General features: G+C 64.5%; 20 protein-coding genes and 1 tRNA gene. 17 read left to right on the forward strand and 4 right to left on the reverse strand.

Annotated features, from left to right (window positions below; genetic code table 11):
* Nucleotides 1-49 precede the first annotated feature (49 nt).
* The 13 genes from ACKVEX_RS02515 to grxD all read left to right on the forward strand — a co-directional run bounded on the left by ACKVEX_RS02515 (nt 50) and on the right by grxD (nt 11,691).
* Complete coding sequence (locus tag ACKVEX_RS02515; RefSeq protein ID WP_473214099.1) at nt 50-646, forward strand: glutathione S-transferase N-terminal domain-containing protein; 597 nt, start codon at nt 50-52, stop codon at nt 644-646.
* A 76-nt stretch (nt 647-722) separates the two neighbouring features.
* On the forward strand, nt 723-1,187 hold the full coding sequence (locus tag ACKVEX_RS02520; protein WP_473214100.1) for a ClpXP protease specificity-enhancing factor: 465 nt from the start codon (nt 723-725) through the stop codon (nt 1,185-1,187).
* 91 nt (nt 1,188-1,278) lie between these two features.
* The gene (locus ACKVEX_RS02525) at nt 1,279-1,722 is read left to right on the forward strand and encodes a hemerythrin domain-containing protein (RefSeq protein WP_473214101.1); all 444 of its coding nucleotides are present in this window, start codon (nt 1,279-1,281) and stop codon (nt 1,720-1,722) included.
* A 144-nt stretch (nt 1,723-1,866) separates the two neighbouring features.
* Nucleotides 1,867-2,868 (forward strand): class 1 fructose-bisphosphatase, encoded by a 1,002-nt coding sequence (locus ACKVEX_RS02530; protein WP_473214102.1) that lies wholly within the window; start codon nt 1,867-1,869, stop codon nt 2,866-2,868.
* Between the two features lie 399 nt (nt 2,869-3,267).
* Nucleotides 3,268-3,558, forward strand: coding sequence for a co-chaperone GroES (gene groES, locus ACKVEX_RS02535; protein ID WP_473214103.1), 291 nt, complete (start codon nt 3,268-3,270; stop codon nt 3,556-3,558).
* A gap of 45 nt (nt 3,559-3,603) precedes the next feature.
* The gene (groL, locus tag ACKVEX_RS02540; protein WP_473214104.1) at nt 3,604-5,253 is read left to right on the forward strand and encodes a chaperonin GroEL; all 1,650 of its coding nucleotides are present in this window, start codon (nt 3,604-3,606) and stop codon (nt 5,251-5,253) included.
* A gap of 345 nt (nt 5,254-5,598) precedes the next feature.
* Nucleotides 5,599-6,285, forward strand: a complete 687-nt coding sequence (locus ACKVEX_RS02545) for a response regulator (protein ID WP_473214105.1) — start codon at nt 5,599-5,601, stop codon at nt 6,283-6,285.
* Nucleotides 6,260-7,801 (forward strand): sensor histidine kinase, encoded by a 1,542-nt coding sequence (locus ACKVEX_RS02550; protein WP_473214106.1) that lies wholly within the window; start codon nt 6,260-6,262, stop codon nt 7,799-7,801. Before ACKVEX_RS02545 ends, ACKVEX_RS02550 begins: the two co-directional genes overlap by 26 nt.
* Before the next feature lie 44 nt (nt 7,802-7,845).
* Nucleotides 7,846-7,921 (forward strand) — tRNA-Phe (locus tag ACKVEX_RS02555).
* 143 nt (nt 7,922-8,064) lie between these two features.
* Nucleotides 8,065-9,318 carry a glutamyl-tRNA reductase gene (gene hemA / locus ACKVEX_RS02560; RefSeq protein ID WP_473214107.1) on the forward strand — a complete coding sequence of 418 codons (1,254 nt, stop codon included), beginning with the start codon at nt 8,065-8,067 and terminating at the stop codon, nt 9,316-9,318.
* Between the two features lie 52 nt (nt 9,319-9,370).
* On the forward strand, nt 9,371-10,450 hold the full coding sequence (gene prfA / locus ACKVEX_RS02565; RefSeq protein ID WP_473214108.1) for a peptide chain release factor 1: 1,080 nt from the start codon (nt 9,371-9,373) through the stop codon (nt 10,448-10,450).
* A gap of 1 nt (nt 10,451) precedes the next feature.
* The gene (gene prmC, locus ACKVEX_RS02570; protein WP_473214109.1) at nt 10,452-11,294 is read left to right on the forward strand and encodes a peptide chain release factor N(5)-glutamine methyltransferase; all 843 of its coding nucleotides are present in this window, start codon (nt 10,452-10,454) and stop codon (nt 11,292-11,294) included.
* 64 nt (nt 11,295-11,358) lie between these two features.
* Nucleotides 11,359-11,691 carry a Grx4 family monothiol glutaredoxin gene (gene grxD, locus ACKVEX_RS02575; protein ID WP_473214110.1) on the forward strand — a complete coding sequence of 111 codons (333 nt, stop codon included), beginning with the start codon at nt 11,359-11,361 and terminating at the stop codon, nt 11,689-11,691.
* A gap of 178 nt (nt 11,692-11,869) precedes the next feature.
* Here grxD and ACKVEX_RS02580 read toward each other — a convergent pair whose 3' ends face one another.
* Complete coding sequence (locus ACKVEX_RS02580; RefSeq protein ID WP_473214111.1) at nt 11,870-12,091, reverse strand: hypothetical protein; 222 nt, start codon at nt 12,089-12,091, stop codon at nt 11,870-11,872.
* A gap of 437 nt (nt 12,092-12,528) precedes the next feature.
* Between ACKVEX_RS02580 and ACKVEX_RS02585 the strand changes: the two genes are divergently transcribed.
* From ACKVEX_RS02585 to ACKVEX_RS02600, 4 genes are read left to right on the forward strand one after another with little or no spacing between them, the layout of a single operon-like run.
* Complete coding sequence (locus ACKVEX_RS02585; RefSeq protein WP_473214112.1) at nt 12,529-13,053, forward strand: hypothetical protein; 525 nt, start codon at nt 12,529-12,531, stop codon at nt 13,051-13,053.
* A 20-nt stretch (nt 13,054-13,073) separates the two neighbouring features.
* Complete coding sequence (locus ACKVEX_RS02590) at nt 13,074-13,331, forward strand: hypothetical protein (RefSeq protein WP_473214113.1); 258 nt, start codon at nt 13,074-13,076, stop codon at nt 13,329-13,331.
* Nucleotides 13,328-14,266, forward strand: a complete 939-nt coding sequence (locus tag ACKVEX_RS02595) for an HprK-related kinase A (protein ID WP_473214114.1) — start codon at nt 13,328-13,330, stop codon at nt 14,264-14,266. The genes ACKVEX_RS02590 and ACKVEX_RS02595 overlap by 4 nt, the downstream gene beginning before the upstream one ends.
* Nucleotides 14,263-15,369 (forward strand): nucleotidyltransferase domain-containing protein, encoded by a 1,107-nt coding sequence (locus tag ACKVEX_RS02600; protein ID WP_473214115.1) that lies wholly within the window; start codon nt 14,263-14,265, stop codon nt 15,367-15,369. Before ACKVEX_RS02595 ends, ACKVEX_RS02600 begins: the two co-directional genes overlap by 4 nt.
* Here the strand turns inward: ACKVEX_RS02600 and ACKVEX_RS02605 are convergent.
* From ACKVEX_RS02605 to argH, 3 genes are read right to left on the reverse strand one after another with little or no spacing between them, the layout of a single operon-like run.
* Complete coding sequence (locus ACKVEX_RS02605; protein WP_473214116.1) at nt 15,309-16,214, reverse strand: fructosamine kinase family protein; 906 nt, start codon at nt 16,212-16,214, stop codon at nt 15,309-15,311. The genes ACKVEX_RS02600 and ACKVEX_RS02605 overlap by 61 nt on opposite strands.
* Nucleotides 16,211-17,503 (reverse strand): protein kinase domain-containing protein, encoded by a 1,293-nt coding sequence (locus ACKVEX_RS02610; protein ID WP_473214117.1) that lies wholly within the window; start codon nt 17,501-17,503, stop codon nt 16,211-16,213. Before ACKVEX_RS02610 ends, ACKVEX_RS02605 begins: the two co-directional genes overlap by 4 nt.
* Before the next feature lie 19 nt (nt 17,504-17,522).
* Nucleotides 17,523-18,923, reverse strand: coding sequence for an argininosuccinate lyase (gene argH / locus ACKVEX_RS02615; RefSeq protein ID WP_473214118.1), 1,401 nt, complete (start codon nt 18,921-18,923; stop codon nt 17,523-17,525).
* Between the last annotated feature and the right edge of the window lie 11 nt (nt 18,924-18,934).

Here is an 18,934-nt window from a genome sequence, read left to right on the forward strand (position 1 = left end):
GATTCTCGTGTGGTGCGCTTTTGCTTTAGGAATCCGGAGTTAGCAGACCATGATGACCCTTTATTCCGGGACGACCGATCCTTTCAGTCACCGTTGCCGGATCGTTCTTTATGAGAAGGGAATGGACTTCGAGGTGATCGACGTCGATCTCTACAACAAGCCCGAAGACATTGCAGTGATCAATCCGTACAACCGGGTGCCGGTCCTGGTGGATCGTGATCTGGTGCTGTACGAGTCGAACATCATCAACGAGTACATAGACGAGCGCTTTCCGCATCCGCAGTTGATGCCGCCGGATCCGATCATGCGCGCCCGTGCGCGGCAGCTGCTGCATACGTTCGAGCAGGAATTGTTCGCCCATATCGACGCGTTGGAGAAGGGCGGCAAGACGGCGGACAAGAATCGCGCCCACGTGCGGGATCAGCTCGTGCAATTCGCCCCGGTCTTCACGCGGCAGAAGTTCATGCTGGGTGACGAGTTCTCGATGCTGGATGTCGCGATCGCTCCGTTGCTGTGGCGGCTCGAGCATTACGGCATCGAATTGCCCAAGACGGCGACCGCGATCATGAAATACGGTGAGCGCATCTTCAGTCGTCAGGGTTTCATCGACGCACTGACGCCGTCGGAGAAGGTGATGCGTCGCTGAACCGAAATCACTCATCCGTGAAGCGGGCGGGCGACTGTCTGTCCAGCGGAGGGATTCAAGGCCGAGTTGACCACCGATGACCACAGTTTCGACCAAACCCTACCTGGTCCGCGCCATCTATGAATGGTGTGTGGATCAGGGTTTTACCCCGCATCTGGCGGTGATCGTCGACGAGCGCGTCTTGGTTCCGCCCGGTTACGCGCGTGAGGGCCAGATCGTGCTCAATTTGGGGCCCGATGCGACGAACAACCTGCTTATGGGAAACGACACGATCACCTTTCAGGCGCGCTTCGGAGGCGTGTCTCATTCGCTGCTGGTGCCGATGAGCAACGTGCTCGCGGTCTATGCCCGCGAGAATGGCCAGGGCATGGCCTTCGAGGCCGATCCCGGTTCCCCGCGAAGGAAGGCGGACGGGCACGAGGACTCACCGGACATCGAACCACAGCATGCCACCGACGATGTGTCCGACGCAGACCGATCCGATGGTGGCGACGAACCACCGGCTCCGCCACGCGGCAGTCACCTGAAGATCGTCAAATGAGTGTAAGCGTGGATCCGACCCGAGTGTCGACGTCGGCCGTCAGGGCGGCGATGCGCGCCGGACAGGATCGCACTGAACTGGAGTGAGTTCGATGTCATCACTGGAATGGAACGATTCGCTGGAACTGGGTCTGGAGCCGATGGATGCGACACATCGTGAATTCGTCGAGTGCTATCAGGCGCTGGCTGCAGCGGACGCGACGAGCTTTCTCGCAGCCTACGACCGCTTCATCGAGCATACCGTGGCCCATTTCGAGCAGGAGAACCGCTGGATGGAAGCGGTCAACTTTCCGGGCTGCCACCGGGCGGAGCACGATCGCGTCCTCGCGGTGATCCGCGATGTGCGCAAACGGGTCGAGGCCGGCGACATGTTTCTCGGACGTCGGTTGGTCGAGGAGTTGCCCGCCTGGTTCGAGAATCACGCCGTTGGCATGGATGCCGCGCTTGCCCACTACCTGGGTCAGGTGAACTTCGACTTCGCCACCGGCAAGGTCGCGAATCCGGCCGCGGCCTCCGGCGCGGCCTGCGCCTGCTGATCGCCCGCGCGCCTCGAGGGCGGTCGCGAACGGCTGATTCGTTTGGCTGCGTCCGCGATCCGGGATGCATGGTCTTGCGACAACGGGGATAATTGCGTCCATTCGAACATGGCCCGGCGCAGGCGGGCACACAGGAGCCCATTGATGAGACGCGTCACCCTTCCCCAGTATCTGATCGAACAGCAGCGTGCAGCGCGGATCAACCCGGATCTGCGTCTGCTCATCGAAGTCGTCGCGCGCGCGGTCAAGGCGATCAGCGTGAATGTATCCAAGGGTGCCCTGGCGGATCTGCTGGGCGAGGCGGGCACCGACAACATCCAGGGCGAAGCGCAGAAGAAGCTCGATGTGATCGCGAACGAGATCCTGCTGCAAGCCAACGAGTGGGGTGGCCACCTCGCGGCGATGGCCTCGGAGGAGATCGAGGAGGTGCATCAGATTCCGTTCGACTATCCCAAGGGCGGTTATCTGTTGCTGTTCGATCCGCTCGACGGATCGTCGAACATCGATGTGAACATCTCGATCGGCACCATCTTTTCGGTGTTGAAGAATCCGGCCAGCGATTCGGATCCGACCGAAGCTTCCTTCCTGCAGCCCGGACGCGACCAGGTCGCAGCGGGCTATGCGCTGTATGGCCCCTCCACGATGCTGGTGCTGACGCTGGGCCACGGCGTGCATGGCTTTACGCTGGACCGCGAGATGGGCAGCTTCGTCTATACGCACCCGTTCATGACCGTGCCGGTGGAGACCCAGGAATACGCAATCAACGGTTCCAACATGCGCCACTGGGAAGCGCCGGTGCAGCGCTATGTCAGTGAGCTGCAGGCAGGGACCGCCGGGCCGCGCGGCAAGGACTTCAATACCCGCTGGGTGGCGTCGATGGTCGCGGACGTGCATCGGATCCTCGCGCGCGGCGGCATCTTCATGTACCCGCTGGACGCCAAGTGCGCGAACGTGGGCGGCAAACTGCGCCTGATGTATGAAGCCAACCCGATGGCGATGATCGTCGAACAGGCCGGTGGCGCGGCGACCACCGGACGCCAGCGCATTCTGGACCTGATGCCGACCCGGCTGCATCAACGCGTGCCGGTCATCCTGGGCTCGTCCGCCGAAGTCGAGCGGGTCACCGCCTATCATTTCGAGAGCTGACGCGGGGATCGATCGTCACGCGGCCGGCGGCCGTCCCGGAGGAAGAACGGGCCGCGCCCTTCCCCGGAGGTTTCCGGCATGCTGCGGGATTCGTCGGCGGCTGCAGCGGTGCGCCTGTTTCATGCTGCAGCCGCCGACCGCGGGACGCGCCAGGCTGATGGCCGGTTTTCGGCGACGATCGGCCCCCGCGTCGCCCCGTTTCAGCCTCCACTGAAAAAAATCCTTTCGTTCTGCCCTTGAAAACGGACAGGGTCGTCCCTATTATTAGCACTCGTTGGCAGTGAGTGCTAACAGTCGTGTCCTCAGGAAGCTGTCGGACTTGAGGCCGGCTCTTAGTAGAAACAATCGATGCGGGCGATGGCCCGCGAATACTGAGTTCGAAACAAAGGAGTGAAGTCGATGAATATTCGTCCCTTGCATGATCGTGTGATCGTCAAGCGTCTCGAAGCCGAACGCAAGACCGCCAGCGGTATCGTGATTCCCGACTCGGCGGGCGAGAAGCCGGACCAGGGTGAAGTGGTCGCCGTCGGCAATGGCAAGATCCTCGACGACGGCAAGGTCCGTCCGATGGCCGTCAAGGCCGGTGACAAGGTGCTGTTCGGCAAGTATGCCGGTCAGTCCGTGAAGGTCGAGGGCGAGGAACTGCTCGTCATGCGCGAAGAAGACATCATGGGTGTCGTCGAAGGCTGAGCGCCTCTTTCTTCATAGATCAACGAATTCAAGGAGTAGGCAAGAATGGCAGCTAAAGAAGTCAAGTTTGGTGATTCCGCCCGTGACCGCATGGTCGCGGGTGTCAATGTCCTGGCCAATGCGGTCAAGGTCACGCTCGGTCCCAAGGGTCGCAACGTCGTGCTCGAGCGCTCCTTCGGAGCCCCGACCGTGACCAAGGACGGCGTGTCCGTCGCCAAGGAAATCGAACTGAAGGACAAGTTCGAGAACATGGGCGCTCAAATGCTCAAGGAAGTCGCGTCCAAGACCTCCGATATCGCCGGTGACGGCACGACCACCGCGACCGTGCTGGCCCAGTCCATCGTGCGCGAAGGCATGAAGTTCGTGGCCGCCGGCATGAACCCGATGGACCTCAAGCGCGGCATCGACAAGGCGGTCATTGCCGTAACCGAAGAGTTGAGGAAGCTGTCGAAGCCGTGCTCGACCAGCAAGGAAATCGCGCAGGTCGGCTCCATCTCCGCGAACTCCGACAGCAACATCGGTCAGATCATCGCCGACGCGATGGAGAAGGTCGGCAAGGAAGGCGTGATCACCGTCGAGGATGGCAAGTCGCTGCAGAACGAACTCGACGTGGTCGAGGGCATGCAGTTCGACCGTGGCTACCTCAGCCCGTACTTCATCAACAACCCGGACAAGCAGGTCGCGATCCTCGAGAACCCGTACGTGCTGCTGTTCGACAAGAAGATCTCCAACATCCGTGATCTGCTACCGGTGCTCGAACAGGTCGCCAAGTCCAGCCGTCCGCTGCTGATCGTCGCCGAAGACGTCGAGGGTGAAGCGCTGGCGACGCTGGTGGTGAATAACATCCGTGGCATCCTGAAGACCTGCGCAGTCAAGGCCCCGGGTTTCGGCGATCGTCGCAAGGCGATGCTGGAAGACATCGCGGTGCTGACCGGTGGTCAGGTCATCGCCGAGGAAGTCGGTCTGACTCTGGAGAAGGCCGGTCTTGAAGAGCTCGGCCAGGCAGCCCGCATCGAGATCGGCAAGGAAAACACCATCATCATCGATGGCGCCGGTGACGAGAGTCGTATCGAGGCGCGCGTGAAGCAGATCCGTGCTCAGATCGAAGAGGCGACCTCCGACTACGATCGCGAGAAGCTGCAGGAGCGCGTGGCCAAGCTGGCCGGTGGTGTCGCTGTGATCAAGGTCGGTGCCGCGACCGAAGTCGAGATGAAGGAGAAGAAGGCCCGCGTCGAAGATGCGCTGCACGCGACCCGTGCCGCGGTCGAAGAGGGCATCGTCCCGGGGGGCGGCGTCGCACTGCTGCGCGCGCGTGCCAACTTGGGCCAAGTCAAGGGCGACAACCATGACCAGGACGCAGGTATCACCATCGTGCTGCGTGCGCTGGAGCAGCCGCTGCGCGAGATCGTCGCCAACGCCGGTGACGAGCCGTCAGTGGTCGCGAACAGGGTCGGTGAGGGTTCCGGCAACTTCGGCTACAACGCCGCGACCGGAGAGTACGGTGACATGGTCGAGATGGGCGTGCTGGATCCGACCAAGGTGACCAGGACCGCGCTGCAACATGCCGCTTCGGTCGCCGCGCTGATGCTGACCACCGACTGCATGATCGGTGAGTTGCCGGAGGACAAGCCCGCTGGCGGCATGCCGGACATGAGCGGCATGGGCGGAATGGGTGGCATGGGCATGGGCATGTGATGCCGGCCTGACGTTTCCGGACCGCAAGGTCCGCGTATCGGCCCCGCTTCGGCGGGGTCGATTGCGTTTACGCAAGCGTGTAGATCCGGGGCGGGGCGGGCGCGATCGGTGAGGGCAATAGCACGGGTCGCGTCAGCGGACGAGCGAACTGTCACACGCAACGTCGAAGCGTGTGATAATGCGTCCCTGTATCGACAAAAGGCGACAGGAAACCTCCACGACTGGGTGGGGATTCCCCGGAGCGCGTGCCCACAAGGCATAGCGTTTCCGATCGACCGAGCAGAAGGAGAACAGCGGGAGTAATTTATTCCTGCCTGCTTACAGTCAACTTACACCCCAAGACTCATGCGCATTCTGCTTGCTGAAGATGACCCGGTCATTGCAGATGGGCTGGGCAGGGCGCTCAGGCGCGCCGGGTATGCGGTCGATCATGTCGCTTCGGGCGCCGACGCGGATGCCGCCCTCGCGTCACAGCCCTATGATCTGCTGATTCTCGATCTGGGTCTGCCCAGGCTGCCGGGCATCGAGGTGCTGAAGAGACTGCGCTGTCGTAAATCGGCCATGCCGGTGTTGATTCTGACCGCCCAGGACGGTGTGGAGGAGCGGGTTCGCGGACTCGACGCCGGCGCCGACGACTACCTGACCAAGCCGTTTGCGCTGCCAGAACTCGAGGCGCGTGTTCGCGCACTGACGCGCCGCGGCACCGGCCAGCCGCGCTGCATCGAGGTCGGCCGTCTGAGCTACGACCAGGCGGACCGGGTGGCGCGCATCAATGGTGACATGCTCGAACTGTCCGCGCGCGAGATCGGTCTGCTGGAAGTCTTCGTGCTGCGGGTCGGACGTCTGGTGAGCAAGGATCAGCTGGTCGACCACCTGTGTGGCTGGGGCGACGAGGTGTCGAGCAATGCGATCGAAGTCTATGTACACCGCCTTCGCAAGAAGCTCGAAGACAGCGGGGTCAGAATCGTGACCGTGCGCGGTCTCGGCTACTGCCTGGAAAGCCCGGATGTTGCGCAGGCGTCGAAAGCCTGACCGGGGGGGGGGCGCCAAGGGTCCCTCCCAGCCGAACTCGCTGTTTGGCGAGATCCTGGACTGGATGCTGGCGCCGCTGTTGTTCCTGTGGCCGATCTCCATCATCATCACGCACAACGTTGCGGACCAGATCGCGAACGAGCCTTATGATCTGGCGCTCGCCGACAACGTGCGCGCGCTCGGGCGCCTGGTGGCGCTCTACGACGGCGTCGTGGCGGTCGACTTTCCGGCCCCGCCGCGGGCCCTGTTCCGGTCGGACCAGGACGATGTCGTCTACTACCAGGTCGCGCTGTCGGACGATGTCGTGGTCACCGGAGACAAGGAGATCGCATGGGTGGCGCCGCCGCGCAACCTGATCCCGGAGCAGATCATGCTGCGCGACGATTTCGTGCAGGGCGAGCAGGTCCGCGTGGCCTACCAGTTCCTGCAGGCCTCGTCGGGAAGTGACGTGGAACTGGTGCTGGTGCAGGTCGCCGAAACCCGCAACAAGCGCAGCAATCTGGCTTCGCGGGTGGTGACCGGCGTGTTGCTGCCGCAGTTCGCGATCATCCCGCTTGCGGTGGTGCTGGTGTGGGTCGGTCTGACCCGCGGTATCGCGCCGCTGAATCGGCTGCAGAGCCGGATCCGGCGGCGACGCCCGACCGACCTGTCGCCGATCACGCCGGCCAGCGTCCCTGAGGAGGTTAGACCGCTGATCGTGTCCTTCAACGACATGATGGCTCGTCTGGAGGAGAACCTGCAGTCGCAGCAGCGATTCATCGCGGACGCGGCGCACCAGATGCGCACGCCGCTGACCGGCCTGAAGATGCAGACTGAACTGGCGCTGCAGGAGGCCGATCCGGAGCAACTGCGTCAGTCGCTGAAGCAGATTGCCGAGAGCACCGATCGGGCTTCGCATCTGATCAACCAACTACTGTCGCTGGCGCGCGCAGAGGCGACCACGGAGAAGATCTATGCGGTCGAGCAGGTCGATCTGGAAGCGGTCATTCGCGAGGTTGCGCAGGAGCTCTTCCCTAGTGCGCTCGCGAAGGACATCGATTTCGGCGTCGAGTACAGCGGCCAGCTGCTGCTGATCGACGGCAACACCGTGCTGCTGCGCGAGATGATCAAGAACCTGATCGACAACGCGATCAAATACACGCCCCGCGGCGGCAGCGTGACTGCGCGTGCGCGTGTCGCGGGCGCGGTGATCTTCGAGGTCGAGGATAGCGGCGTGGGCATTCCGGAAAGCGATCGCGACCTGGTGTTCGAGCGCTTCTACCGCGTGCTCGGCAGTGGCGAGAGTGGATCCGGGCTGGGTCTGCCGATCGTCCGGGAGATCGCGGATCTGCACAGCGCGACGGTCAGCCTGAACGCAAATGCGTCGGGTCAGGGCACACTCGCGCAGGTGGTGTTCCCGAGGGGGCAGATCGCGATGCCCCTGCCGCCGCCGCGTCTGAGCGACACGTCATCGACGCAGCCTCAGCGCACCGGGCCCGCCGAGGCCGTCTACGGGACAGATCGATTCGGTGTCTGATTGATTTGACGGCGGTCGTCGATCCGCTATAATGCCGCTTCTTTGGCCAGGTAGCTCAGTCGGTAGAGCAGCGGACTGAAAATCCGCGTGTCGGCAGTTCGATTCTGCCCCTGGCCACCAGTTCTGCGAAACGGGTCGGCCACCGCCGGCCCGTTTTTGCTCGCGCGTGTCAATCCCGCGGTTCAAACTCCTTGATTTTGCTTAGTCTTTTCTGGTTCGGTCGGGTGATATAATCCCGCGATGCCGCCCGGAATCCTCGCTTCATGCAACTCTACGCCCTCGGCCTGAATCATCATACGGCGCCGCTCACGATCCGCGAGCGGTTGGCGTTCCAGCCCGAGCGGCTGGACGACGCGCTGCATGATCTGACGCGCGGCCGCAGTGTGCGCGAGGCGGCGATTCTGTCCACCTGCAACCGCACCGAACTGTATTTTGCCGGCGAGCAACCCCAGGACGCGGCCGACTGGCTGGCCCGGTTCCAGGGCCTGCCGCTGAGTGAAGTGTCGCCCTATCTGTATGCCTATCCGCAGCGCGATGCGGTGCGCCACGTGTTCCGGGTCGCGAGCGGGCTGGATTCGATGGTGCTGGGCGAGCCCCAGATCCTCGGGCAGGTCAAGGAGGCGGTGCGACACGCGGAAGAAGCCGGCACGATGGGCGTGCTGCTGCACAAGCTTTTCCAGAACACCTTCGCGGTGGCCAAGGAGGTGCGCTCGACCACCGCCATCGGCGCCAACATCGTGTCGATGGCGGCTGCCGCGGTGCATCTGTCCGAGCGCATCTTCGAGCGCATCTCGGATCAGCGCGTGCTGCTGATCGGCGCCGGCGAGATGATCGAACTGTGCGCGGCGCATTTCGCCGGGGCCAAGCCGAGGGAAATGGCGGTGGCGAACCGGACCGAGGCGCGCGCGCAGCTGGTGGCTGGTCGTTTCGATGCGGAGGTGATGCGGCTCGACGTGATCGGCGAGATGCTGCCCAGGTTCGACATCGTGGTGTCCTGTACTGCGGCGCCGCTGCCCATCGTCGGCCTTGGCATGGTCGAGCGCGCGATCAAGGTGCGCCGGCACCGGCCGATCTTCATGGTCGACCTGGCCGTGCCGCGCGACATCGAACCCGAGGTCGGCGAGCTGGACGACGTGTTCCTGTACACCGTGGACGATCTCGCGCAGGTCGTCGATGCCGGCATCGAATCGCGGCAGCAGGCGGTGGTCGAGGCGGAGCAGATCATCGACAGCCGCGTCGACGGTTTCCTGCACTGGGTGCAGGCGCGCGACGCGGTGCCGACCATCCGCGCGCTGCGTCAGCATGCCGAGACGGTGCGCGCGGCCGAGCTGGAGCGCGCCTGTCGCCTGCTCGCCCGGGGGGAGGATCCGCGCGAGGTGCTCGAGGCGCTCAGTCAGGGGCTGACCAACAAGCTGCTGCACGGTCCGACCCGTTTTCTGAACCAGTCCGAGGGTGAGCAGCAGGTCCATGCGAGCCAGCTGGTCAAGAAACTCTTCAAACTCGATCCGCGCGACTAGCGGCATCCGGCCGGCCTGATCGCCAGCGTCGGCTCACACACCTCCGGTCTTCATGAAACAAAGCATCCGCGACAAACTCGAGCAATTGTCCCAGCGCCTGGAAGAACTCGATCGCGCCTTCGCGTCCGAGGAGACCGCGCGCGACATGGACGTGTATCGTGCGCTCGGACGCGAGCGGGCCGACATCGAACCCGCGGTGCGGCTGTTTCAGGACTTCCGGCAGACGGAAGCCGACCGGGATGCGGCCCGTCACATGCTGGCCGATCCGGAGATGCGCGAACTCGCACAGAGCGAGATCGCCGATACGGAGGCACGCCTCGAGGCGCTCGAGGGCGAACTGCAGCGCGCGCTCCTGCCGCGTGACCCGGACGACGACCGCAACCTGTTCCTCGAGATCCGGGCCGGTACCGGCGGTGACGAGGCGGCCCTGTTCGCGGGCGACCTGCTGCGCATGTACACCCGCTTCGCCGAGCGCCAGCGCTGGCGCGTCGAGATCGTGTCGGCCAGCGAATCCGCGCTGGGCGGATACAAGGAGGTGATCGTACGCGTGGTCGGTGCCGGTGCCTACGCGAAGCTCAAGTTCGAGTCCGGCGGTCATCGCGTGCAGCGCATCCCTGTCACCGAAACCCAGGGGCGCATCCACACGTCGGCGTGCACCGTCGCGGTGATGCCGGAAGCGGACGAACTGGTCGAGATCGCGATCAATCCGGCCGATCTGCGCATCGACACCTACCGGGCCAGCGGCGCGGGCGGACAGCACATCAACAAGACCGATTCGGCGGTGCGGATCACGCACATCCCGACCGGCATCGTCGTCGAATGCCAGGACGATCGTTCCCAGCATCGCAACCGGGCGCAGGCGATGTCGGTGCTCGCCGCGCGCATCCACGACATCCAGCTGCGCGAGCAGCAGACGAGCGAGGCGGCCACGCGCAGGAGCCTGGTCGGCAGCGGCGACCGCTCCGAGCGCATCCGGACCTACAATTTTCCGCAGGGGCGGGTCACCGACCATCGGATCAACCTGACGCTGTACAAGCTGGATGCGGTCATGGAGGGCGATCTGGACGAACTTGTCGCCGCGCTCACGCTCGAGCATCAGGCCGGTCTGCTGGCCGAGCTGGCCGGAGAGTGACATGACGATCGCGCTCGCCCCCGACATCGCCGGTGCGCTGGCATGGGCCCGGACCCGCATCGACGCGGTGGACGCTCGGGTGCTGCTGCGCCATGTGCTGCGCTGCCCGCCCGCCCGCCTGGCCGCTTATCCGGAATCCGTGCTGGATGCCGCCGAATGGTCGCACTTCCAGCATCTGGTGGAACGCCGCCAGATCGGCGAGCCGGTCGCGTACCTGGTGGGTGAGCGCGAATTCTACGGCTACAGCTTCATCGTCACGCCCGCGGTGCTGATTCCGCGGCCGGAGTCCGAACTGCTGGTCGAACTCGCGCTGGCCCATTTCGCCGGGCAGCCGGCGGTGCGCGCGCTGGACATGGGCACCGGCAGCGGGGCGCTCGCGATCTCGCTGGCGCGCGAGCTCGACGCGCCCGACGTCACCGCGGTCGATCGCTCGCGCGATGTGTTGCTGGTCGCGATGGCCAACGCGGCCCGGCTGAAGGCGAGCGTGTCCTTCGTGCTCAGCGACTGGTTCTCGGCCCTTGCGGGCGACCGTTTCCAGCTGATCGTCGCCAATCCGCCCTATGTCGCGGCCGGCGATCCGCACCTGGACGATGGCGACGTGCGCTTCGAGCCGCACACCGCACTCGCGTCCGGGCCCGAGGGGCTGGACGACCTCGCGACCATCGCGAGTGAGGCGCCGCATCATCTGGAGGCCGGCGGATGGCTGTTCATGGAGCACGGCTACAACCAGGCCTCGCGCGTGCGCGGCCTGCTCACCGATGCCGGTTTCTCGTCGATCGCGTCGCACCGGGACCTCGCGGGCATCGAGCGCGTCACCGGCGGGCAGTGGCTCGGGCGCGCTTGACGAAGACCCGGTCCGGCTCTAGAATTACCCGACTATTTAACTCAACTTTTTTCGAGCGCAAAACATGGACGTCCATGAATTCATCCGCGAACAGGTCACCACTCATCCGGTCGTGCTTTTCATGAAGGGCACGCCGCAGTTTCCGCAGTGCGGCTTCTCCGCCACCGTGGTCCAGCTGCTGAAGCAGTCGGGCGTCAAGCAGGTCGCGGCGCTGAACGTGCTCGAGAGCGACGAGCTGCGCCAGGGCGTCAAGGAATACGCCAACTGGCCGACCGTCCCGCAGCTCTACATCAACGGCGAATTCGTCGGCGGCTGCGACATCGTCAAGGAAATGTTCGAGGCGGGCGACCTGCAGCAGATGCTCGCCGATGCGGGCGCCACCGACCAGGCTGCCTGAACGCCCAGCACCCACACCCGAGTCGCCGGCTTCCCGTCGCCGGCAGGGCGCCGCCATCAGCGGTGATCGGGACGCGAGGTCAGTTTCGGCACGGTTTCTCCCTCCCCTTCAAGGGGAGGGTTGGGGTGGGGATGGGTTACGACGGCGGCCGTACAACCCGTCCCCCTCGACGCCCGGTTCAGCCCCCGCTGCGATCGCCGAGCACGACCCCGGCGATCGCATGCAGCTTCAGAAAGCAGCCCGCGACGATCAGCGCGATCCCGCCCAGAAAGATGGTCGCCGCCGGGATACCGACCAGGTAGTACTGACCGGCGACTCTGAGCCCGAACATGACCAGGCAGGCCAGCATGCCGAGCCCGCCGATCACGGTGCCGAGCTGGTTGATCGATTTAGCGTTCATATCCACTCCGATGATGGAAAATGACAAAGTCCTTGCGTCAGCGTGCCGATTCGACTCCTGATGTCGCCGAAGTCGCCGAAGTCGCCGCGCATCGCATGGCGCCTGATTCAGTCCCGGGGGCGAACCGCTCAGGTTTTCAGTCACTCCCCAATGTGTGAGGTTCCGCACGGATGGGCAGCTTCGACATTGTTATACTAATATCGTAAGAAGTGGGGAAGGGCTGGCGCGGCTGTCGGGATTTTTTACAGTGCCGTCGAGAAAATCGGTGTGGTTCGCGCCGCGCGTTTCGTAAGCGATTGAAATTTATACGTTTGAGTAATGTGCGGTTGCGTGGTGTGAAACTTGCTTGTGTTCAGGCAACGAAGAATCATCGGAATCCTCTTCCGTGAGCGCGCAACCGTTTCTTTACCAGAGGATTGCGGATAAGGAACATTCCAATGTCCAACCCAATATCGGAACGAACCAGACAGCGACGACGGATCCTGCGGGTCGCTGCTGGGGCACCAATAGTGTTGACTTTGCCAAGTGGTGCAGCTTTGGCTGCCGCCAGCGTCGGGTGTGATGTCAAGAGTTTGAATAACTTCAACCCCAACAATGTTGAAGGATTCGCACCTGTGAGCGGCGATAAGTCCTCGTGGATGCGTATCGAACTTCCCAAGCTTTTGATGCGTGAGGGAAACGACGGAGGAGGACCCAGTGCTACTGGCCGGGTGCCGGGTTTCCTTTTCAATGGTACCTATTACAAAGTGGAAAACGATGCGGCCACCGTCTTTGAGCCGAATCAAAGCGGAGGCAACGCTCCTACAGCGACTGACGAGTTTTATTACGCCCTGGTGGATTATCAAGATGGCGTAGGGTTTTTGACGCTAGATAAGAACGACGGCAATGTCAATCCCATCGCAGGGGTCTCGTGCTGGAATTCTTTGACGGGTGCTCAGCTTCAAGACAATGTGATCAACTAATACGCGGATAGTTTGTTCCGATGACTGATCACCCCTCAGCCATGCGGCGTCTCGCGGACGCCGCCGTCGTTTTTGACCCCCGCACCTGGCAGACTCATCTGCTCCCACCCGTGGCTGCAGTCGTAGCCGACCTGATCGACGAGTTGCGCGAGACCGGCCCGGTCACGCGACCCCGGCTCGATTCCGCCATCCGCGTCGATCTGGAACTGGACCCGCAATCCCCCGAGATGAGAGACTTGTTCCGAATGTTCGAGGACATCGGTCTGCTCGGCGAATGAATCCCCCTCTGCGAAGGACTGTCGCGTCGCGCCCGGAGGCCGAACTGTCGGCGATGCTGGGTAGTGATGGCTGCTTCATCGACTACGGTACGTGCGTCGTGAGACTCAGGGCGCGCGGCGTCCCGTTTGTCGGCGTGCTGCGGCGCGTCTATGGTGCCTTCCCGCTGGCCGACTCGGCGGACTTCGCCGATTTCCATGTCGAACTGCTGCCCGGCAAGGGCGTGCGGCGGTGGCTGAGGCCGACCGCGCGTTTCCGTATCGACGGGGTCGAGCCCTTCGAACCGTTTCCGCGCGCGAGCGCGTTGCCGCTGTTCGAATGGGGCGTGAACTGGTGCTTCGGTCAGCGCTTCAACCAGCATGTGCTGCTGCACGCCGGCACGCTCGCGCTCGGCGATCGCGCGGTCGTGATGCCGGCGGTGCCCGGGTCCGGCAAGAGCACCCTGTCGGCCGCGATGATGCTGAGCGGCTTCAGGCTGCTGTCCGACGAGTTCGGCGTGCTCGATCCGGAGACAGGCGAGTTGCTGCCGATGCTGAAGCCGGTCGCGCTGAAGAACCGCTCGATCGACGTGATCCGCGCTTTCTCCGAACAGGCGATCCTGGGGCCGGTGTTTCCCGAGACGCGCAAGGGCGATGTCGCGCATCTGGCGCCGGACGACGCGAGCGCGGCGGCGGTGCACAGCCCGGCGCGACCCGCGCTGGTGATCTTTCCGAAGTATGTCGACGGCGCATCGCTGGAGCTGACGCCGCAGCCCAAGGAGCAGGCCTTCGCGCGGCTGGCCTTCAACAGCTTCAACTATGCGTTGCTCGGCCCGGTGTCCTTTCATGCGGTGGCGGATCTGGCCGACGCGTGTCCGGCCTATGCGCTTCGCTACAGCCGGCTGGACGAAGCGATCGCGTGCATCTGCGATCTGCTCGGCGACGGGGGCGGGGCATGAGGAGGACCGTCGAAGCTTCGGATGAAGCGGCAGTGCATCTGCTGCCCTTGCTGCAGGCCGTCGCGCATGCGCGGAAGATGTCGCTGGCCGACTGGGATTCGACGCTGCGCCTCGCCCGGCAGGCACGAGTGCTCGGGGTGCTGGCGCATCGGCTGCGGAACCACGACGAGGTTTGGGCGGCTTTACCGCAGCCGGTCACAGGGCATCTGCGCGGGTCGATCAATTACGCCGCGCATCGCGCGCAGATGGTCCGCATGGAACTGGCGGCACTGGACGCAGCGCTTCCGCCCGATGTGACCGTGACGATGCTGAAGGGCGCGGCGTACCAGTTGCAGGGCGTGCCGATCGCGCAGGGGCGCAATCCTAACGACGTCGATCTGCTGGTCCGCCGCGAGGACCTCGATCGAACGGAGGCGGCGCTGAGTGCAGCGGGCTGGGTGTCGGAGGTCAAGGACGACTACGACCAGCGCTACTACCGCGAGTGGAGTCATGAACTGCCGCCGATGCGCTATCCGGGTCATGCGCTGGAGGTGGACCTGCACCACACGATCGCGCCGGTGACCAGCCGCACGCGCGCCGACGACGCGCTGTTGTTCGGTGGGCTGGTCGCGTTGCCCGATTCACGCTACCGCGTGCTCGATCCGTGCGATCAGATTATCCACGCGGCGGTGCATCTGTTCCAGGACTCCGAACTCGACGGTCGGCTGCGCGACCTGGTCGACGTCGATGGGCTGATCCGCTTTCATGTGCGCGACGACGCGACCTGGAGACGCCTGCTGGAACGGGCACGTGCGCATCGCGCCGATCGGGTGCTGTGGTATGCGCTGCATTACTGTCGCAAATGGCTGGCGACGCCGGTGCCGGGCGCGATCCTGCAGGCTGCGCCGTCCGCGCCGGCGCAGCACGCTATGGAATGGGTGTTCAGTCGCAGCGGTCTGCCGCATCTGCCGGACCGGCCGCAGGGGCTCGGCCTGCGGACCGCGTTCATGCTCGGACGCATGCGCTATCACCTGCTGCGCATGCCGCCGGGCCTGCTCGTCCGTCACCTGGTGCACAAGGCCTGGACCAGGCGTTTCGCGAGCCGCTCCGACTCGCCCAGGTAGCCACGCCCAAACAGATTCAGGTGGTTGAGCACATGGTAGAGCCGGTACAGCGGTTTGCGCGCCTCGCATTCCGGGTCGGGTGGCGAGCGTCTGCGGTATTCCGCGTAAAAGGCGGTCGGGAAGCCGCCGAAGAGTTCGGTCATCGCCAGATCGGACTCCGGGTCGCCGTGATGCACCGCCGGGTCGAACACCACCGGCGTGCCGGACGCGTCGATTGCGGCGTTGCCGTGCCACAGGTCGCCATGGAGCAGCGCGGGGCGCGGGCGGTAGTCCAGGAACAGCGCGGGCACGCGGTCGAACAGGCGTTCGCCGAGTCGCTGCAGTTCGCCGTCGAAACCCTTGCGGCGGGCCAGCGCGAACTGCGGGCGCAGGCGCTGCTCGACGAAGAAGCGCGACCAGTTGGGCGAAGGCGCATTGGTCTGCGGGGTCAGGCCGATGAAATTGTCGCGGTGCCAGCCGAAGGTCTCGCCGACGTGGCGGTGCAGGTCGGCCAGTGCGGCGGCGAAGCGGGTGCCGTCCTCGGCGCTCGACACCGGGCGCAGTGTCAGGTGTTCCAGCACCAGCCAGGCGTGGTCAGCGTCGCCGCCGCGGCACACCTCGTCCGGCACCCGCAGCGTCGCGGTGCGCCGGATCGCGTCCAGGCCGTCGGCCTCGGCCACGAACATGTCGGCGGCCGATTCCGGCCCGAGCTTTACGAAGTAGTTCTGCCGCCCGTCGCCGACGACCAGTGCGTCATGGATGCAGCCCCCGGACACCGGGCTGGATTCGGTGAGCCGGAACGTGCTACCGGTCGCGTCGCGGATCGCTTGCTCGAGCGCAGGCAGGGCGGAGGCGGGCGCGCTCATACATTGGCGATCCGCGAGTTGGCGAGCGAAAGCCGGGTCGACAGCACCTCTAGAAAGGCCTTGTAGAAATGCATGCGGCAGGTGTCCGACGCGCGCTGCAGCGCGGATGCGGAGATGCGGACCACGCCGAGCGGGGTCGAGGCCTCGACCGATGCGGAACGGATGCCGCCCCCGGCCGAGAACAGCGCCATCTCGCCGAAGCAGTCGCCGACGCTGAGCAGGTTCAGCAGTTTGCCGCGTTTCTTGACCCGGGCCTCACCCTCGGTGACGAAGCAGAAATGATCGCCGGCTTCGCCTTCGCGCAGCACGACCGTGCCTGCCTCGACCCGGTCCCATTTCGAGAATCCGATGATTTCCCAGATCTCGACATCGCTGAATTCGCGGAAGAAGCTCAGTTCGCGCAGGCGCTGGAAGCGTTCGGTCTCCGGAATCGCGATCTGTTCGGCCGCGAAGGCCCGGTTGCGGAAGGCCTGCGCGAGATCGTGCGAGAACTCGCTCCAGTCCTGATAGCGGTGCTCGACGTTCTTCTCCATCGCGCGCTGCACGATCACGTCCAGCGCGATCGGCACGTCCGGGCGCAACTCGCTGACCGTCGGCGGCAGCTCGTTCGCGATCCGGTACAGCAGGCTGTAGCTGGTCTCCCCTTCGAACGGGAGCCGGCCGGTCAGCAGCTGGTACATGACCACGCCGAGCGAGTAGATGTCGGTGCGCTGATCGACCGGCATCTCGCGGATCTGCTGCGGCGACATGTAGGCCGGCGATCCGACGCCGATGACCTGGGTGGTGTCGCTGGCCGAATGAAAGGCCGCGCCGAAGTCGGACAATTTGATGTCCTGCCCGTCCGGGTCGAGCAGCAGTATGTTGGCCGGCTTGATGTCGCGGTGCGTGATACCGTGGTGAAACGCGTAATCGAGCGCCCGAGTGCACTTGAAGATGATCTCGACGATGCGTGCGAACGGCAGCAGCGTGTCCGGCCGGATGAATGCCTCGAGGGTGCCGCCCGGCACGTACTCCATGACCACATAGGCGTCGTCGTCGCCGACCGACGCGTCATAGATCTGCGCGATGTGCGGATGGTGCAGCTTGCCGGCTAGCGAGGCCTCGTTCATCAGCAGATGCCGGTACAGGCGCCCGCGCTCCCTGTCCTTCAGCATGTGCGGATGGATCTGCTTCAACGCGACGTCGCGTTGCGCGAACGTGTCATGGGCGAGATAGACACGGCTGGTCGCGCCCTCGCCGATCAGGCGCTTGATCTCGTACTTGCCGATCATCTGCTGCGCGTCCGCCATGCTGTTCGCCTCGGTCGATTCACTCCTGGAGCATGCTGCGGGCCCGTGCGATCGCGCTACGGACCTGTTCGGGCGCGGTGCCGCCGATGTGCTTGCGGGACGCGAGCGAGCCCTCCACCGTCAACACTTCGAACACGTCCGCCTCGATCAGTTGCGAATGAGCCTGCAACTCGTCCAGGCTGAATTCGGGCAGATCCCGTCCGCCGAGCTCGGCCGCCCTGACTGCGCGCGCGACGACTTCATGCGCATCGCGGAAGGGCAGGCCCTTCTTGACCAGATAGTCGGCCAGATCGGTGGCGGTGGCGAAGCCCTGCGTGAGCGCGGCGCGCATCGCGTCGGCCTTCACGCGGATGCCGGTGATCATGTCCGCATAGATGCGCAGCGTGTCGATGACCGTGTCGGCGGTGTCGAACAGGGGTTCCTTGTCTTCCTGGTTGTCCTTGTTGTAAGCGAGCGGCTGGCCCTTCATCAGCGTCAGCAGCGCGATCAGGCTGCCATTGACCCGGCCGGTCTTGCCGCGCACCAGCTCCGGCACGTCCGGGTTCTTCTTCTGCGGCATGATGCTCGAGCCGGTGCAGAAACGGTCGGCCAGGTCGATGAAGCCGACGCGCGGACTCATCCACAGAATCAGCTCCTCGGACAGGCGCGACAGGTGCATCATCAGCAGCGACGACGCCGCGCAGAATTCGATCGCGAAGTCGCGATCGCTGACCGCGTCCAGCGAATTCGCGCACACCTCGTCGAAGCCGAGTTCGCGCGCGACGAACTCGCGGTCGATCGGGAAGCTGGTGCCGGCCAGCGCGGCGCTGCCCAGCGGCAGGCGGTTCACGCGGCGGCGCACGTCGGCGAAGCGCTCGGCGTCGCGGCGGGACATCTCGTAGTAGGCCATCAGGTGATGACCGAAGGTGACCGGCTGGGCGACCTGCAGGTGCGTGAAGCCGGGCAGCGGCGTGTCGGCATGCTTGTCGGCGAGGTCCACCAGGTTGCGCTGGAAGTCGCGGATCAGCACGAGGATCTGGTCGATCGCGTCGCGCAACCACAGACGGATGTCGGTCGCGACCTGGTCGTTGCGGCTGCGTCCGGTATGCATGCGCTTGCCGGCATCGCCGACCAGCGCGGTCAGGCGCTTCTCGATGTTCAGGTGGACATCCTCGTCGTCCAGGTTCCACGCGAACTCGCCGCGTTCGATCTCCTGCGCGATCTGCGCCATGCCGCGTTCGATGTCGGCCAGGTCCCGGTCGCTGATGATGTGCTGTCGGGCCAGCATCTTCGCATGGGCGAGTGATCCGCGGATGTCCTGGGCCGCCATGCGCCGGTCGAAGAAGACCGAGGCCGTGTAGCGTTTGACCAGGTCGGAAACCGGCTCGGTGAAGCGGCCTGACCAGGCCTTGGCGGTGTTGCTGCGGGTGTCGTCTGTCATGATCTGGGATG

The organism is Denitraticella aggregata (assembly GCF_048158365.1).
GTDB lineage: Bacteria > Pseudomonadota > Gammaproteobacteria > Burkholderiales > Rhodocyclaceae > Azoarcus_F.

Bases quoted from the DNA above. Each gene is read 5' to 3' on its own strand.
- ACKVEX_RS02605 (WP_473214116.1), bottom strand. From the start codon at position 16,214: ATGAGCGCGCCCGCCTCCGCCCTGCCTGCGCTCGAGCAAGCGATCCGC.
- groES (WP_473214103.1), top strand. From the start codon at position 3,268: ATGAATATTCGTCCCTTGCATGATCGTGTGATCGTCAAGCGTCTCGAA.
- ACKVEX_RS02610 (WP_473214117.1), bottom strand. From the start codon at position 17,503: ATGGCGGACGCGCAGCAGATGATCGGCAAGTACGAGATCAAGCGCCTG.
- ACKVEX_RS02595 (WP_473214114.1), top strand. From the start codon at position 13,328: ATGAATCCCCCTCTGCGAAGGACTGTCGCGTCGCGCCCGGAGGCCGAA.
- ACKVEX_RS02585 (WP_473214112.1), top strand. From the start codon at position 12,529: ATGTCCAACCCAATATCGGAACGAACCAGACAGCGACGACGGATCCTG.
- prfA (WP_473214108.1), top strand. From the start codon at position 9,371: ATGAAACAAAGCATCCGCGACAAACTCGAGCAATTGTCCCAGCGCCTG.
- prmC (WP_473214109.1), top strand. From the start codon at position 10,452: ATGACGATCGCGCTCGCCCCCGACATCGCCGGTGCGCTGGCATGGGCC.
- ACKVEX_RS02580 (WP_473214111.1), bottom strand. From the start codon at position 12,091: ATGAACGCTAAATCGATCAACCAGCTCGGCACCGTGATCGGCGGGCTC.
- ACKVEX_RS02520 (WP_473214100.1), top strand. From the start codon at position 723: ATGACCACAGTTTCGACCAAACCCTACCTGGTCCGCGCCATCTATGAA.
- ACKVEX_RS02525 (WP_473214101.1), top strand. From the start codon at position 1,279: ATGTCATCACTGGAATGGAACGATTCGCTGGAACTGGGTCTGGAGCCG.
- ACKVEX_RS02515 (WP_473214099.1), top strand. From the start codon at position 50: ATGATGACCCTTTATTCCGGGACGACCGATCCTTTCAGTCACCGTTGC.
- groL (WP_473214104.1), top strand. From the start codon at position 3,604: ATGGCAGCTAAAGAAGTCAAGTTTGGTGATTCCGCCCGTGACCGCATG.
- ACKVEX_RS02530 (WP_473214102.1), top strand. From the start codon at position 1,867: ATGAGACGCGTCACCCTTCCCCAGTATCTGATCGAACAGCAGCGTGCA.
- ACKVEX_RS02600 (WP_473214115.1), top strand. From the start codon at position 14,263: ATGAGGAGGACCGTCGAAGCTTCGGATGAAGCGGCAGTGCATCTGCTG.
- ACKVEX_RS02545 (WP_473214105.1), top strand. From the start codon at position 5,599: ATGCGCATTCTGCTTGCTGAAGATGACCCGGTCATTGCAGATGGGCTG.
- grxD (WP_473214110.1), top strand. From the start codon at position 11,359: ATGGACGTCCATGAATTCATCCGCGAACAGGTCACCACTCATCCGGTC.
- ACKVEX_RS02590 (WP_473214113.1), top strand. From the start codon at position 13,074: ATGACTGATCACCCCTCAGCCATGCGGCGTCTCGCGGACGCCGCCGTC.
- argH (WP_473214118.1), bottom strand. From the start codon at position 18,923: ATGACAGACGACACCCGCAGCAACACCGCCAAGGCCTGGTCAGGCCGC.
- hemA (WP_473214107.1), top strand. From the start codon at position 8,065: ATGCAACTCTACGCCCTCGGCCTGAATCATCATACGGCGCCGCTCACG.
- ACKVEX_RS02550 (WP_473214106.1), top strand. From the start codon at position 6,260: ATGTTGCGCAGGCGTCGAAAGCCTGACCGGGGGGGGGGCGCCAAGGGT.